Raw genomic sequence first — 13,592 nt, 5'->3', positions numbered from 1 at the left:
GGGGGCGACCGCGGCGGCCGTCCGGAGAAAGTGGCTCCGGATTTGAATGGTTCCGGTCAACCGTCCGTATGGAGGGACGTACCGGCTCGCAGCCGCGCGCCGGATGGTCTCGACCTGGAGGTGCCGGTTGCGCAAGGATGCCGCCGTGGCCGATGACCGTCCGCGCGGCGCCCGACACCGCTCCGCGCCCGACGAGGAGCTGATGCGGGCGCTGTACCGCGAACACGCGGGGCCGCTGCTCGGGTACGTCATGCGTCTCGTCGCCGGCGACCGCCAGCGGGCCGAGGACGTCGTGCAGGAGACGCTCATCCGTGCCTGGAAGAACGCCGGTCAGCTCAACAGGGCCACCGGTTCGGTCCGCCCCTGGCTGGTGACGGTCGCACGCCGCATCGTCATCGACGGCCACCGCAGCCGGCAGGCCCGGCCGCAGGAGGTCGATCCGTCGCCGCTGGAGGTCATGCCCGCGGAGGACGAGATCGACAAGGCGCTGTGGCTCATGACCCTCTCCGACGCGCTCGACGACCTGACCCCGGCCCACCGGGAGGCGCTGGTCGAGACGTACTTCAAGGGACGTACGGTCAATGAGGCTGCCCAGGCGCTCGGCGTGCCCAGCGGGACCGTGCGGTCCCGGGTGTTCTACGCCCTGCGCTCCATGAAGCTCGCACTGGAGGAACGGGGGGTGACGGCATGACGAGTGAGTACGCCGAGGGCTCGGCGCACGAGGCTGTCGGCGCGTACGCGCTCGGCATCCTGGACGACGCCGAGGCCACCGCCTTCGAGGCCCACCTCGCGGGCTGCGAGATGTGCGCGGCCGAACTGGACACCCTGGCCGGCATGGAGCCGATGCTGGCCACCCTCAAGGAGTTCCCCGGCCCGGCCGCCCAGCCGCTGCGGCCGGTGCCGCCCGGGATGACCCAGGGCCTGATCAACGAGGTCGCGGCCCAACGCGCCAAGCGCAGGCGCCGCGCCACCTACCTGGTGGCGGCCGCGGCCGCGCTGATCGTGGGCGGCCCGGCGGTCGCGGTGGTGGCGACCTCGTCGGACACCGGCACCCACCAGAGCGCCCAGGCCAACCCGGTCAACCCGGCCGCGGACGCCTTCGACCACATGACCCAGAAGGTCTCCGCGACCGACCCCACCACCGGGACCACCGCGACCGTGGGCACCGAGGCCAAGGCCTGGGGGACCCACACCGTCCTGGAGCTCAAGAACGTCAAGGGCCCGCAGAAGTGCAGCCTGATCGCGATCGGCAAGAACGGCGACCACGAGACCGTGACGTCCTGGGCGGTCCCCGCCTGGGGCTACGGGATCAAGGACAGCCCGCACGAGTCGGCGCGCTACCCGCTGTACGTGCACGGCGGCACCGCGATGAACCGCGACCAGATCGACCACTTCGAGGTCCGTACGTTCGACGGGAAGGCGCTCGTGGACGTCCCCGCGTGAGCCCGGGGCCCAGACGGGGCTCCCGACATGCGGGGCCGCACCGGACAGTGGCCTGACAAGGGGTCCCCCTTCGCGTACGGTTGACGGCTGCCCAATGCACGTCAGAAGGGGGCCTCGGTGGCCGCGCAGGATGCCGCTGTCGATTCCGCTTCCGGTACCGCCCAATCCGTGGCGGATTCGGTCCGGGAACGCGAAATCGCTGGTGAACAGGTACATCTGGACCAGGTGTACCGCCGCCTGGAGGAGAAGATCCATGAGGCGGAGTTCCTGATGAACGACGCCGCCCAGCGCGGTCAGGTCGGCACGCCCGGCGCCCTCGCCGAGCGGGACGCCCAGGTCTTCCGGGCGGGGGTCCATCTGAACCGGCTCAACAACGAGTTCGAGGACTTCCTCTTCGGCAGGATCGACCTCCTGCTCGGCAAGGACGGAAAGAAGGGCCCGGACGGCGCGTACACCTCGGTGGAGGCCGCGGAGGACGCCGTGCGTCCCGACGGCACGGCCGACATCGCCGAGACCCTGCACATCGGCAGGATCGGTGTCCTGGACGCCGACTACTCGCCGCTGGTCATCGACTGGCGGGCGCCGGCCGCGGCGCCCTTCTACCGCTCGACCCCGGTCGACCCCGGCCGCGTCGTGCGCCGCAGGGTCATCCGCTCCAAGGGCCGCAAGGTGCTCGGCGTCGAGGACGACCTGATGCGTCCCGAGCTGACGGCGACCCTGGACGGCGCCGGTCTCGCCGTGGTCGGCGACGGCGCCCTGATGGCCGCGCTCGGCCAGGCCCGCAGCCACACCATGCGGGACATCGTCGCCTCCATCCAGGCCGAGCAGGACATGGTGATCCGGGCGCCCGCCGCCTCCGTCACCTACGTCGAGGGCGGCCCCGGCACCGGCAAGACGGCCGTCGCGCTGCACCGCGCGGCCTACCTCCTCTACCAGGACAGGCGCCGCTACGCGGGCGGCATCCTGATCGTCTCGCCGACCCCGCTGCTCGTCTCGTACACCGAGGGCGTGCTGCCCTCGCTCGGCGAGGAGGGCCAGGTCGCGATCCGCGCCGTCGGCAACCTCGTGGACGGCGCGGAGGCCACCGAGTACGACGATCCCGCGGTCGCCCGCGTCAAGGGCTCCTCCCGCATGCTCCATGTGCTGCGCAAGGCCGCCAGGGGCGCCCTGGAGGGGCCGGGAGAGCGCCCCGGGCGGTCCCGGCGGCGCGGGGGTGAACAGCTCGTCCTCGGCGAGCAGGCGCCCGCACAGCAGCCCGCACCCTCGCAGCGGCTGCGGGTCGTCGCGTTCGGCGCCCGCGTCGAGCTGGAGGGCGAGGAGCTGCGCCGCATCCGCCAGACGGTGCTGGGCGGCACCGCGCCCGTCAACCTGCTGCGTCCGCGCGCCCGCAGACTCCTGCTCGACGCGCTGTGGTCGAAGTCGGGCGCCGGCGGCCGGCACACCGACCCGGAGCTCGCCGCGGAACTGCGCTCCTCCTTCGACGACGACATCGCCTCCGAGGACAGCTTCATCGCCTTCCTCGACGCGTGGTGGCCCGAGCTGACCCCGCGCGGGGTGCTCGCCGCGATGGCCGACGAGCGGCGCCTTTCGCGCTGGGCCCGGCGGGTCCTGAACCAGGGCGAGGTGCGCCGCCTGGCCCGCTCGCTCGCCCGGGCCGCGGAGGGACGGTTCTCCGTGCACGACGTGGCCCTGCTCGACGAGCTCGAAACGCTCCTGGGCGCCCCGGCGCGGCCCAGGAAGAAGCGCGAGTACGACCCGCTGGACGCGCTCACCGGTCTCGAAGAGCTGATGCCGCACCGCGAGGAGACCCAGCGCGAGCGCGCCGAGCGGCTGGCCCTTGAGCGCACCGAGTACGCGCACGTCATCGTGGACGAGGCGCAGGACCTGACGCCCATGCAGTGGCGCATGGTCGGCCGGCGCGGGCGCACCGCCACCTGGACGATCGTGGGCGACCCCGCGCAGTCCTCCTGGTCCGACCCGGACGAGGCGGCCGAGGCCCGTGACGAGGCGCTGGGCAGCCGCCCGCGCCGGCGCTTCGAGCTGACCGTGAACTACCGCAACCCGGCCGAGATCGCCGAACTGGCCGCCAAGGTCCTGGAGTTGGCGATGCCGGGCATGAAGTCCCCGGCCGCGGTCCGCTCGACGGGCGTGCGGCCGAGGTTCGCGGTCGTGGGCGGCGGTGACCTCGCCGACCGCGTACGGGAGGAGGCGGCGCGCCTGCTCGACCAGGTGGACGGCACGGTCGGCGTGGTGGTCGCGATGCGGCGCCGCGACCAGGCCGCGCGCTGGCTCGCCGGGCTCGGCGACCGGGTGGTGGCGCTGGGCAGCCTGGAGGCCAAGGGCCTGGAGTACGACGCCACGGTGGTCGTGTCGCCGGCCGAGATCGCGGACGAGTCCCCGGCCGGACTGCGGGTCCTGTACGTGGCGTTGACCCGGGCGACGCAGCAGCTCACGGTCGTTTCCGGGGACCGGGACGAGCCCGACGCGGACGGGGTGCCGGACCTGCTCCGCGATTAAATTCGCGGTCAACTCGCGATGCGGGGATCACTTGCCGGAGTGGTTTGTTAGCCTGGTTGTGGCACCGGCTCGATCCAAGCCCCCGGGCCCAACCTTAGTCGCTCAGAGCGACCACTTGCCGCGAGGCGAGCATGGCGGGTCGGTGTCATGAACGTGAGCGACAGGCCCACGTCATCTTCGGATGGCGTGGGCCTGTCGTCGTTGGGGGCCCCTGGCCCGCGCCCTGGCCCGCGTCGCGGCTCCGCCACGGCTCCGTCGGCGGGTTGTAGCTTTCGGGGCTTCCGCCGAAGAGACAGTTTCTCGTATGGTGGAAATCACTTTCCGAAAAGGGGCGCCCATTATCGGCTACCAGCCAGTAGGTGCGACCATCGGATGGCACCGCCGCGCCACAGCCGGGGCGGCGCAGCAACGAAGCCAGGGAAAGCAGAGGAACACGGTCATGGCAACGGCGCCAAGCGTCTCGTACTCGATGACGGTCCGTCTTGAGGTGCCCGCAAGCGGCACGGCGGTCTCCCAGCTCACCACGGCGGTGGAGTCCTCGGGCGGTTCCGTCACCGGCCTCGACGTGACCGCATCCGGCCACGAGAAGCTGCGGATCGACGTCACCATCGCGGCCACCTCCACCTCGCACGCCGACGAGATCGTCGAGGAACTGCGCCGCATCGAGGGCGTCACCCTCGGCAAGGTCTCCGACCGTACGTTCCTGATGCACCTCGGCGGCAAGATCGAGATGGCGTCCAAGCACCCCATCCGCAACCGTGACGACCTCTCGATGATCTACACCCCGGGTGTCGCCCGGGTGTGCATGGCGATCGCCGAGAACCCCGAGGACGCGCGCCGCCTCACCATCAAGCGCAACACCGTCGCAGTCGTGACGGACGGCTCCGCGGTGCTCGGCCTCGGCAACATCGGTCCGATGGCCGCCATGCCGGTCATGGAGGGCAAGGCGGCCCTCTTCAAGCGCTTCGCCGACATCGACGCCTGGCCGATCTGCCTGGACACCCAGGACACCGACGAGATCGTGACCATCGTCAAGGCGATCGCCCCCGGCTTCGCCGGCATCAACCTCGAAGACATCTCCGCGCCGCGCTGCTTCGAGATCGAGGCCCGCCTGCGCGAAGCGCTCGACATCCCCGTCTTCCACGACGACCAGCACGGCACCGCCATCGTGGTGCTGGCCTCGCTGACCAACGCACTGCGCGTGGTGGGCAAGGGAATGGGCGACGTACGCGTCGTCATGTCCGGCGCCGGCGCCGCCGGTACGGCCATCCTGAAGCTGCTGCTCGCGGCCGGTGTCAAGAACGCCGTCGTCGCCGACATCCACGGCGTGGTGCACGCGGGCCGCGCCGACCTGGTCGACGCGGACCCCGAGTCGGCACTGCGCTGGATCGCCGACAACACCAACCCCGAGGGCCTGACCGGCACGCTCAAGGAGGCCGTGGTCGGCGCCGACGTCTTCATCGGCGTCTCCGCCCCCAACGTCCTGAACGGCGACGACGTCGCGGCGATGGCCGAGGGCGCGATCGTGTTCGCGCTCGCGAACCCGGACCCCGAGGTGGACCCCGCGATCGCCCGTCAGACGGCGGCAGTTGTGGCCACCGGCCGCTCGGACTTCCCCAACCAGATCAACAACGTGCTGGTCTTCCCGGGTGTCTTCCGCGGCCTCCTGGACGCGCAGTCCCGCACCGTCAACACCGACATGATGCTGGCCGCGGCCGGCGCGCTCGCGGACGTCGTCGCCGAGGACGAGCTCAACGCGAACTACATCATCCCGTCGGTCTTCAACGACAAGGTGGCCGGGGCGGTCGCGGGCGCGGTCCGCAACGCCGCGAAGGCCGCCGGCGCCGCTGTGACGGGCCCCACGTCGGCCTGAGCTCCGGCGCGTCGCGGGATGCGGGCCCAGTAACGCCCCCTTAGGGTGACGGACCATGACCCGCATCCGCACCGGCCCCGTCCCGGGAGTCCAGACCAGGTCGACGGAGCGTCACCTTGATGAGGCAGTGGCGCTTTTCGTGTGACTCGGTGTGACCCGGGAGGGTGCCGGATTGGCTTTCCCGCCGTGGGTGGGGGCAGGATGCTCCCCCAAGGACTTCGTCCAGGGGGGACCCCCAGGACACGAGGTCGTGCAAGCGGACCCGGGTCCGGGGACTGTCCGAGGGCCCTGGCAGCATCGGCTTCGCTGTACCCAACATGCGGCTTCCGCCGCGTGGCACGCCTCACAGGCAAGAAGAACACGGGAGTAAGAACATGAACCGCAGTGAGCTGGTGGCCGCGCTGGCCGACCGCGCCGAGGTGACCCGCAAGGACGCCGACGCCGTGCTGGCCGCTCTCGCCGAGACCGTCGGCGAGATCGTCGCCAAGGGCGACGAGAAGGTCACCATCCCCGGCTTCCTGACCTTCGAGCGCACCCACCGTGCCGCTCGTACCGCTCGTAACCCGCAGACCGGCGACCCGATCAACATCCCGGCCGGCTACAGCGTGAAGGTCTCCGCGGGCTCGAAGCTCAAGGAAGCCGCCAAGGGCAAGTAAGCGTCCTTCGCTCTGCGAGGTCGCTCAGCAGCAACACTGAGGGCGGCCACCCTGGAAACAGGGTGGCCGCCCTCTGCGTCGCCCTGCAGGCCCCGCCGACGCCCGCCCGCGGACCGGCCGCGGCTGGCCGCGCGGTTCCCCGCGCCCCTGAACCCGTCGTCCCCTACGGGTCGTGGCGGCGTCTCGCGCAGTTCCCCGCGCCCCTGAAACCCGTTCTCGTCCGCGGGCCGTGGTCGCTTCTCGCGCAGTTCCTCGCGCCCCTGAAACCCGCCTTCGCCCGCGGACCGTGATCGCTTCTCGCGCAGTTCCCCGCGCCCCTATCAGCACTGGTGCAGGGGCCGTGCCGGCCTGCACGGGCATCCTCAGCCTGTCCGGCGATTGAGGACGAGCGCCGTTCAGGCGCGAACGGGGGTGCAGGGGGCGGAGCCCCCGCAGGGGGTCTGGGGCGCAGCCCCAGGGAGCTGCACCCCCAAGTAGCCGCACGGGCGGGAGGGTGGGAAAACCCCCCGGGGGGCCTGGGGCGGGCGGCCCCAGGGGGGTTAGACCAGTGAACCGTTGGGGAGTTCGACCTTCGCGCCGAGACTCTCCAGCTTCTCCATGAAGTTCTCGTAGCCCCGGTTGATCAGGTCGATCCCATGGACCCGGGACGTGCCCTGCGCAGCCAACGCAGCGATGAGGTACGAGAAACCGCCCCGCAGGTCCGGGATGACCAGATCGGCGCCCTGGAGCTTCGTGGGGCCGCTCACGACCGCGGAGTGCAGGAAGTTGCGCTGCCCGAAGCGGCAGTCCGAACCGCCCAGGCACTCGCGGTACAGCTGGATGTGCGCACCCATCTGGTTGAGCGCGGAGGTGAAGCCGAGCCGGGACTCGTACACCGTCTCGTGGACGATGGACAGGCCGGTCGCCTGCGTGAGGGCGACGACCAGCGGCTGCTGCCAGTCCGTCTGGAAGCCCGGGTGGACGTCCGTTTCGAGCGCGATGGACTTGAGTGAGCCGCCCGGGTGCCAGAAGCGGATGCCCTCGTCGTCGATCTCGAAGGCGCCGCCGACCTTCCGGTAGGTGTTCAGGAACGTCATCATCGAGCGCTGCTGGGCGCCGCGGACGTAGATGTTGCCCTCGGTCGCCAGCGCGGCGGACGCCCAGGAGGCGGCCTCCAGGCGGTCCGAGAGGGCCCGGTGGGTGTAACCGCCGAGTGCGTCGACACCGGTGACCCGGATGGTCCGGTCGGTGTCCATGGCGATGATCGCGCCCATCTTCTGCAAAACGCAGATGAGGTCTTCGATCTCGGGCTCGACCGCCGCGTTGGACAGCTCGGTGACGCCCTCCGCGAGCACAGCCGTCAGGAGCACCTGCTCGGTCGCACCGACCGACGGGTACGGCAGCGTGATCTTGCAGCCGCGAAGCCTCTGCGGGGCCTCCAGGTACTGGCCGTCCGCCCGCTTCTCGATGGTCGCGCCGAACTGGCGCAGCACCTCGAAGTGGAAGTCGATGGGCCGGCCGCCGATGTCGCAGCCGCCCAGGCCCGGGATGAAGGCGTGGCCCAGGCGGTGCAGCAGCGGGCCGCACAGCAGGATCGGGATCCGCGAGGAACCCGCGTGCGCGTCGATGTCGGCGACGTTGGCGGACTCGACGTGGGAGGGGTCGAGGATCAGCTCGCCCGGCTCGTCGCCGGGGCGGACCGTGACGCCGTGCAGCTGCAGCAGACCCCGTACGACGCGGACGTCGCGGATGTCGGGCACGTTGCGCAGTCTGCTCGGGCCGCTGCCGAGGAGGGCGGCGACCATCGCCTTCGGCACGAGGTTCTTCGCGCCGCGGACGCGGATCTCGCCCTCAAGCGGGGTTCCGCCGTGGACAAGCAGTACATCGTCTGTGCCGGTCATGAATCTCGCGTTCCGGAGTCGTCGGGCAAGGGGCAGGGATAAAGGGTAAGGGGCTTTCGACCCTGCCCTGTATGGCCGGGGACGGTTCACGTAGGTAATGAATTCGCTACAGCACGCTCCGCGCAGGACCGCTCTGCGGAGGGTCACCCTCCGGGCGGTGAGCCGAGCGCGCGGCGAGTGCGAGGTGGGCGGGAGGTGGGCGCGCGGCGCGCGCGAGGTAGGCGGGAGGCGGGCGCGAGGTGGGCGCGCGGCGGTGGTGGTCCGGTCCGTGCGCCCCGCTGCGTCCGTACGCCCGCCGGCCGCTCCGGCCGCCACCCCCGGGTGACCCGGTCCGCGCCGCACCCCGTCTCCCGCGGGGGCCCGTTATGCGGGATCATGTCGGCATGACCGAGGTGTCCTCGCTCACAGGGCGGCTGCTCGTCGCCACTCCGGCCCTCGCGGACCCGAATTTCGACCGCGCGGTGGTGCTGCTCCTCGACCACGACGAGGAGGGCACGCTCGGCGTGGTCCTGAACCGGCCGACGCCCGTCGGGGTCGGCGACATCCTGGAGTCCTGGGCGGCCCTCGCAGGCGCGCCCGGTGTGGTCTTCCAGGGCGGTCCCGTCTCGCTCGACTCCGCGCTCGGAATCGCCGTCATCCCCGGTGACGAGGGGCCCCTGGGCTGGCGCCGGGTGTACGGGGCGATCGGCCTCGTCGACCTGGAGGCACCGCCGGAACTGCTCGCGGCGGCCCTCGGCTCGCTGCGGATCTTCGCGGGGTACGCGGGCTGGGGACCGGGCCAGCTGGAGGGCGAGCTCAGCGACGGCGCCTGGTACGTGGTCGAGTCGGAGCCCGGTGACGTCTCGTCCCCGGAGCCGGAGAGTCTGTGGCGGGCGGTGCTGCGCCGCCAGCGCAGCGATCTCGCCATGGTCGCCACCTATCCGGACGACCCCTCGCTCAATTGACGCCCTGACGACGCCCTTCCCCTCGATCCGGTTGCCTTCAGTACCCTTGGTGGTTATGAGCACTCTTGAGCCCGAGCGCGGGGCAGGTACGGGGACCCTCGTAGAGCCGACACCCCAGGTGTCGAACGGCGACGGCGACCACGAGCGCTTCGCCCACTACGTCCAGAAGGACAAGATCATGGCGAGCGCGCTCGACGGCACACCCGTCGTCGCGCTCTGCGGCAAGGTCTGGGTGCCGGGGCGCGACCCGAAGAAGTACCCGGTCTGCCCGATGTGCAAGGAGATCTACGAGTCCATGAGCGCCGGTGGCGACAAGGACAAGGGCGGCAAGGACAAGAAGTAGCGGTAGTCCCTTCCGTTCGAACGGCCCCCGGGGTGTGCGCCACGCACACCCCGGGGGCCGTTCTGTGTGCCCGGGTTGTCCAGACCTCTTGCCGGAGGCTTTGGCTCCGCCATAACCTCCTCCCTGTCGTGCAGTATGCGAAACGCTCGTTGCGTATGTTGCAACGCACTAGGGGAGGATCACGCCGTGAAGCTGTCTGCCCGAACCGCCCTGCCGTGGGCGGCACTTGCCCTCGCCGGTCTGGCCGCCTGCGCCCCGCAGACGTCCGACAACAGAGCCACGAGCGACGACCGGAGCGGCACCCTGCGGGTCTGGCTCTTCCAGGAGGTGAGCAACGGCCCCAAGCAGCAGGTGGTGGACAAGGCCGTGGCGGCGTTCAAACAGGCGCACCACGGCTCCGACGTCCAGGTCGACTACATCCCGGTCGACACCCGCGCCCAGAAGATCAAGGCTGCCTTCAACGACCCCGGCTCCGCGCCCGACCTGATCGAATACGGCAACACCGACACGGCGGGCTACGTGAAGGACGGCGGACTCGCCGACGTGAGCGCCGAGTTCGCCGCGTGGAACGAGGCCAAGGACACCGACCCGACGGCGAAGCAGTCCGTCACGGTGGGCGGAAAGGTGTACGGCGCGCCGCTGTTCGTCGGCGTACGCGCGCTGTACTACCGCACCGACGTCCTGAAGGACCTGGGGCTCGCCGCGCCCACGACACAGGACGAACTGATCACGACCGCGAAGAAGGTGCACCGGGCGAAACCCGATCTGTACGGGCTCGCGGTCGGCGGTGCCTACACCTATGGGGCGCTTCCGTTCATCTGGGCCCAGGGTGGAGAACTGGCCACCGAGAACGGCGGAAAGTACACCTCGGCGCTCGACAGCGAGGCGGCCCGCAAGGGCATCACGGCGTACACCTCGCTCTTCGGCGACGACAACTGCCCCGCCGCCAAGTGCGCCCAGATGGGCGGCAACGCCACCATCACCGCCTTCGCCAACGGCAAGGCGGCCATGGCCATCGGGGGCGACTTCAACCACGCCGCCGTCGAGGCCGGCACCGTCAAGGGCACGTACGCGGTCGTGCCGCTGCCCGGCCAGACGCCGGGCTCGGTCGCCCCGGCGTTCGCCGGCGGCAACAACATCGGCGTCCTGAAGAGCAGTTCGCACCGCACGCTCGCCGTCGACCTGATGGAACAGCTCACCGGGAAGGCCACCCAGCGCGAGATGTTCGACGCGATGGGTTTCCTGCCGACGTACACCGACGTACGGGCCGACGTCGCCAAGAAGCAGCCGTTCGTCGAGCCGTTCGTCCGCACGCTGGCGTCGGGCACCAAGTTCGTCCCCGCATCGCCCGGTTGGGGACAGATCGACTCCTCGCTCGTCCTGCCGACGATGTTCCAGGAGGTCGTCAGCGGCAAGAAGGACGTCGCGAAGGCGTCGTCGGACGCGGCGAAGAAGATGAACAACGCGTTCGGGTCGGCGGGTTGAGCACCGGGCGAGGCGGGACGGAGGCGGGGCCCGCGCGCCTGGCGGTGGCGAAGGCCACGGCCACGGCCGGCGCAGGGCGCCGATCGCGCGGCCGCGCCCCTGGGCGGGCCGGGGCGACGCCGTGGCTGTACCTGGCCCCCGCCCTCGCCGTCCTCGGCGCACTGCTGGCCTACCCGATCTACCAACTCGGCCTGATCTCCTTCATGGAGTACACGCAGGCCCAGGTCAGCGGCGGCGAACCGGCCGGCTTCCAGGGCCTCGGGAACTACGCCACGCTGTTCTCCGACCGCCAGTTCTGGTCCGTCCTGCTGGCCACCCTCGTCTTCGCGGCGGCCTGCGTCCTGAGCACGCTCGCCGTCGGATGCGCACTGGCCATGCTCCTGACCCGGGTACGGGCGCTGCCCCGGCTCGCGCTGATGCTGGCCGCGCTCGGCGCATGGGCGACGCCCGCGATCACCGGCTCCACCGTGTGGATGTTCCTGTTCGACCCCGACTTCGGGCCGGTCGACCGAGTACTCGGCCTCGGCGACCACTCGTGGACGTACGGCCGCTACAGCGCCTTCTCGCTCGTGCTGCTCGAAGTGGTGTGGTGCTCCTTCCCGTTCGTCATGGTCACCGTGTACGCCGGGATCCGGGCCATCCCGGGCGAGATCCTGGAAGCGGCCGCCCTGGACGGGGCCTCGCAGTGGCGGATCTGGCGGTCCGTCATGGTGCCGATGCTGCGCCCGATCCTGACGGTGGTCACGATCCAGTCCGTCATCTGGGACTTCAAGGTGTTCACGCAGATCTACGTCATGACGAACGGGGGCGGCATCGCGGGCCAGAACCTGGTCCTCAACGTGTACGCGTACCAGAAGGCGTTCGCCTCGTCGCAGTACAGCCTCGGCTCCGCGATCGGGGTGGTGATGCTGCTGATCCTGCTGGCGGCGACGCTGGTGTATCTGTGGCTGCTGCGGCGCCAGGGGGAGGGGGAGGAGCTGTGAGAGGGCGTAGGTCTGTTGGCGCCGTTGACTCCGTCGGTTCTGTGGGTTCTGTCGGTTCTGTGGGCTCTGTCGGCTCTATCGGTTCTGTCGGCTCTGCGGGGTCCGGCCGTTCTGTTGGCTCTGGTGGTGGTGTCCGACCGGCCGGGTCTGGCCGTTTCGGTGGGTCTGGGTCTGGGTCTGGGTCTGGTTCTGATTCGGGTGCTGGTGCTGGTGCTGGTGCCGGTGCCGGTGCCCGGTCGGCCGGGTCTGGCGGCGTCGGGGGTTCTGTCGCGTCGTTGCTGCGGATACGCCGGCCGTGGCGGCTGCTGGCCGAAGGGGCCGCGCTGGTCGTGGCCGTGGTGGTCGCCTTCCCCCTCTACTGGATGATCCTCGCCGCCTTCAAACCGGCCGGGGAAGTACAGTCCGCGCACCCCAGGCCCTGGACGCTCTCCCCCTCCCTCGACTCCTTCCGGCGGGTCTTCACCCAGCAGGACTTCGGGCGGTACTTCCTCAACAGCCTGATCGTGGCGGGGAGCGTGGTGGTGGCCTCCGCGCTCATCGCCTTCCTGGCGGCGACGGCGGTGACACGCTTCCGGTTCAGGTTCCGTACCACGCTGCTGATCATGTTCCTGGTGGCGCAGATGGTGCCGGTGGAGGCGCTGACCATCCCGCTCTTCTTCCTCATGCGGGACTTGGGGCAGCTCAACACGCTGGGGTCGTTGATCCTGCCGCACCTCGCGTTCTCGCTGCCCTTCGCGATCTGGATGCTGCGGGGGTTCGTGAAGGGGGTGCCGGTCGCCCTGGAGGAGGCGGCGGCCCTCGACGGTGCGAGCCGCACGCGCTTCCTGTGGCAGATCCTGTTCCCGCTGGTCTTCCCGGGGCTGGTGGCGACGAGCGTCTTCTCCTTCATCTCCGCGTGGAACGACTTCCTGTTCGCGAAGTCGTTCATCATCAGCGACACCTCGCAGTCCACGCTGCCGATGGCTCTGCTGGTCTTCTTCAAGCCGGACGAGAACGACTGGGGCGGGATCATGGCGGCGTCCACGGTGATGACCGTGCCGGTGCTGGTGTTCTTCGTGCTGGTGCAGCGGAGGCTGGTTTCGGGGGTGGGGGGTGCGGTCAAGTGAGAGGGGTTGTTCTGCCCACCCGCCCGCCCGTACGCGGGGAGTTGGCCGGCCCCGCCCCCTGGGCTGCGCCCCTGAGCCCCGGGGGTTTTCCCACCCTCCCGCCCCGTGCGGCTACTTGGGGGTGCGGCTCCCTGGGGCTCCGCCCCAGGCCCCGGGGGGTTTTCCCACCCGCCCGCCCGTGCAGCTACTTGAGGGTGCAGGTCCCTGGGGCTGCGCCCCAGACCCCGGGGGGTTTTCCCACCCGCCCGCCCGTGCAGCTACTTGAGAGTGCGGCTCCCTGGGGCTGCGCCCCAGACCCCATGCGGGGGCTCCGCCCCCTGCACCCCCGTTCGCGCCTGAACGGCGCTCGTCCTCAATCGCCG

General features: G+C 70.7%; 11 protein-coding genes. 10 read left to right on the top strand and 1 reads right to left on the bottom strand.

Translation table 11 applies throughout. The features are described 5' to 3' along the window. Positions 1 to 103 precede the first annotated feature (103 nt). The 5 genes from ACGFW5_RS30610 to ACGFW5_RS30590 all read left to right on the top strand — a co-directional run bounded on the left by ACGFW5_RS30610 (position 104) and on the right by ACGFW5_RS30590 (position 6,489). Positions 104 to 691 (top strand): sigma-70 family RNA polymerase sigma factor, encoded by a 588-nt coding sequence (locus ACGFW5_RS30610; RefSeq protein ID WP_328315186.1) that lies wholly within the window; start codon positions 104 to 106, stop codon positions 689 to 691. Continuing rightward, positions 688 to 1,443, top strand: coding sequence for an anti-sigma factor family protein (locus ACGFW5_RS30605; RefSeq protein ID WP_393837566.1), 756 nt, complete (start codon positions 688 to 690; stop codon positions 1,441 to 1,443). The genes ACGFW5_RS30610 and ACGFW5_RS30605 overlap by 4 nt, the downstream gene beginning before the upstream one ends. A gap of 117 nt (positions 1,444 to 1,560) precedes the next feature. Continuing rightward, positions 1,561 to 3,960 carry a HelD family protein gene (locus ACGFW5_RS30600; protein ID WP_393837565.1) on the top strand — a complete coding sequence of 800 codons (2,400 nt, stop codon included), beginning with the start codon at positions 1,561 to 1,563 and terminating at the stop codon, positions 3,958 to 3,960. A 439-nt stretch (positions 3,961 to 4,399) separates the two neighbouring features. Next, on the top strand, positions 4,400 to 5,833 hold the full coding sequence (locus tag ACGFW5_RS30595) for an NAD-dependent malic enzyme (RefSeq protein ID WP_393837564.1): 1,434 nt from the start codon (positions 4,400 to 4,402) through the stop codon (positions 5,831 to 5,833). Between the two features lie 374 nt (positions 5,834 to 6,207). Then, on the top strand, positions 6,208 to 6,489 hold the full coding sequence (locus ACGFW5_RS30590) for an HU family DNA-binding protein (protein ID WP_003968811.1): 282 nt from the start codon (positions 6,208 to 6,210) through the stop codon (positions 6,487 to 6,489). A 539-nt stretch (positions 6,490 to 7,028) separates the two neighbouring features. On the opposite strand, the gene murA is transcribed toward ACGFW5_RS30590, so the two are convergent. Then, entirely contained in the window at positions 7,029 to 8,369 is a 1,341-nt protein-coding gene (murA, locus tag ACGFW5_RS30585) for a UDP-N-acetylglucosamine 1-carboxyvinyltransferase (RefSeq protein WP_393837563.1), read from the bottom strand. Positions 8,370 to 8,752: 383 nt separating this feature from the next. Between murA and ACGFW5_RS30580 the strand changes: the two genes are divergently transcribed. From ACGFW5_RS30580 to ACGFW5_RS30560, 5 genes are all read left to right on the top strand, one after another. After that, positions 8,753 to 9,313, top strand: a complete 561-nt coding sequence (locus ACGFW5_RS30580) for a YqgE/AlgH family protein (RefSeq protein ID WP_393837562.1) — start codon at positions 8,753 to 8,755, stop codon at positions 9,311 to 9,313. A 55-nt stretch (positions 9,314 to 9,368) separates the two neighbouring features. After that, on the top strand, positions 9,369 to 9,656 hold the full coding sequence (locus ACGFW5_RS30575; protein WP_267052954.1) for a DUF3039 domain-containing protein: 288 nt from the start codon (positions 9,369 to 9,371) through the stop codon (positions 9,654 to 9,656). 186 nt (positions 9,657 to 9,842) lie between these two features. Continuing rightward, positions 9,843 to 11,141, top strand: coding sequence for an extracellular solute-binding protein (locus ACGFW5_RS30570; RefSeq protein ID WP_393837561.1), 1,299 nt, complete (start codon positions 9,843 to 9,845; stop codon positions 11,139 to 11,141). 44 nt (positions 11,142 to 11,185) lie between these two features. Then, positions 11,186 to 12,124: a carbohydrate ABC transporter permease gene (locus tag ACGFW5_RS30565; protein ID WP_393837608.1), complete on the top strand. Its 939-nt coding sequence runs from the start codon at positions 11,186 to 11,188 to the stop codon at positions 12,122 to 12,124. Between the two features lie 275 nt (positions 12,125 to 12,399). Further along, complete coding sequence (locus tag ACGFW5_RS30560; protein ID WP_393837560.1) at positions 12,400 to 13,230, top strand: carbohydrate ABC transporter permease; 831 nt, start codon at positions 12,400 to 12,402, stop codon at positions 13,228 to 13,230. Positions 13,231 to 13,592 lie beyond the last annotated feature (362 nt).

The organism is Streptomyces sp. NPDC048416, from assembly GCF_043200435.1.
In the GTDB taxonomy this organism is placed as follows: Bacteria; Actinomycetota; Actinomycetes; order Streptomycetales; family Streptomycetaceae; genus Streptomyces.
The sequence above is the reverse complement of the archived record's forward strand: the minus strand, read 5'-3'. Positions and strand labels throughout refer to the sequence as shown.

Bases quoted from the DNA above. Each gene is read 5' to 3' on its own strand.
- ACGFW5_RS30590 (WP_003968811.1), top strand. From the start codon at position 6,208: ATGAACCGCAGTGAGCTGGTGGCCGCGCTGGCCGACCGCGCCGAGGTG.
- murA (WP_393837563.1), bottom strand. From the start codon at position 8,369: ATGACCGGCACAGACGATGTACTGCTTGTCCACGGCGGAACCCCGCTT.
- ACGFW5_RS30580 (WP_393837562.1), top strand. From the start codon at position 8,753: ATGACCGAGGTGTCCTCGCTCACAGGGCGGCTGCTCGTCGCCACTCCG.
- ACGFW5_RS30575 (WP_267052954.1), top strand. From the start codon at position 9,369: ATGAGCACTCTTGAGCCCGAGCGCGGGGCAGGTACGGGGACCCTCGTA.
- ACGFW5_RS30595 (WP_393837564.1), top strand. From the start codon at position 4,400: ATGGCAACGGCGCCAAGCGTCTCGTACTCGATGACGGTCCGTCTTGAG.
- ACGFW5_RS30610 (WP_328315186.1), top strand. From the start codon at position 104: ATGGTCTCGACCTGGAGGTGCCGGTTGCGCAAGGATGCCGCCGTGGCC.
- ACGFW5_RS30605 (WP_393837566.1), top strand. From the start codon at position 688: ATGACGAGTGAGTACGCCGAGGGCTCGGCGCACGAGGCTGTCGGCGCG.